We start from the raw sequence: 1,387 nt of genomic DNA on the forward strand, positions 1-1,387 counted from the left end.
GTGTAGTAAATGATATGTACGTTGAATCGGTTAGAGGTGGAGTATATGCTCCAAATCAAAGAGTAATTACGCCTGTGACAGTTGGTAGTTCTAAAATGTCTTCTGGAAAACGTGTTTCTACAGTGCGTTTCTATGTAGATAACAAATTAGTAGGACAACGAAAAGTTGCTTTAGACCCTAATGAAAAGCGAACTGTATACTTTGATTGGACAACTCCAAATTATGTGACAAGTGGAGAGTTAAAAGCAACTATTAACGATCCCCCAGAGTTTGAAGAAGCTGATATGACAAATAATATGAAAAAAGCAAACTATCGAATTGATGACTCTATTCCAATCTCCAAAAATAGTTGTACCCCAGAAGAAAATATGAATATAGGAATTGCAGGTACTAGACAAGTTACGGATGAGGATGGAATAACATATGAAGTTGAGTACTATGAATTTTTAACAACACACATTTTAGACTTAGCACCGAAGAAAATAAGAGCAGGTTATGGTTTTACCTTTAAGGTGGAGAATGAGTACATCAATGAATTAACAGGGGCATTAAATTATGGAAGAAAGGGAACTGTTACTTCCTATTTTCCAGAAGATTTCGATGAAATGAACAGTAGTTACAAAATGATTAAAGCAAGTGAATCGAGTAATTCTGATGATACTCAATATTTAGCGATGTTTGATTTAGATAAAGCATATGTTCAAAAATATTCGGGAAAGGTAAAGAGAAATAGCTTCAATGACAATAATGAAGATGAATATGTTAAGCCAGAAGGAGAAACGAAACGGTATACAAGCTTCGATAGAGAGGATGGAAAATATCCTATTAAAGTAGTTGCAAGAGGCTATGGAATAAACAATTTATCAAGTTGTATTGCAAGTGAAGAAGTCGAGGTTACTGGTTCTCCATTTAATGATTATATAACTCGTTCAATTGACCCGAATAATCCATTTCCAGGTGGTATGCCTGGATTCAATTGGCAAGGAAAGACAACAATAATTGATAGAGAGAAAGATTATTATAATGGAAAAGAAAAGGGAGATAAACAAAAGGCAAAACTGGAGTTAAGCCCAGAAGAAATTAATAGAATAAAAGGTACAAAACCTTCAGAAGTAAGTAAAAATAAGGCTAAAGAATTTAATAACAATTTACAAAACAATCAAGAATAAGAATGCTTGGATAAAAAGAAAAAGACGATACGCTTTAATCGTCTTTTTCTTTTTTTAACTTTTTTACAATTTTTTTTGAGATTACTATTAGAATTTTTAGGGTTTATAGGTAAAATGCCTATTCAAGATAAGTTTTATAGAAGGGAGGAGTTGAATGAGTAATATATCAGGGTTGGGATTAGGATTGCTAATAGTTATGTTATTAGTATTTTTTCAAA

At 32.2% G+C, this 1,387-nt stretch carries 1 protein-coding gene; it reads left to right on the forward strand.

What is annotated here, in order from left to right:
- Positions 1-1,169, forward strand: a 1,169-nt coding sequence (locus RCF13_RS20295; RefSeq protein ID WP_308141527.1) for a CARDB domain-containing protein, incomplete at its 5' end; no start/stop codon positions are given.
- Positions 1,170-1,387 lie beyond the last annotated feature (218 nt).

The organism is Stenotrophomonas maltophilia group sp. RNC7, assembly GCF_030910085.1.
GTDB lineage: Bacteria > Pseudomonadota > Gammaproteobacteria > Xanthomonadales > Xanthomonadaceae > Stenotrophomonas > Stenotrophomonas sepilia.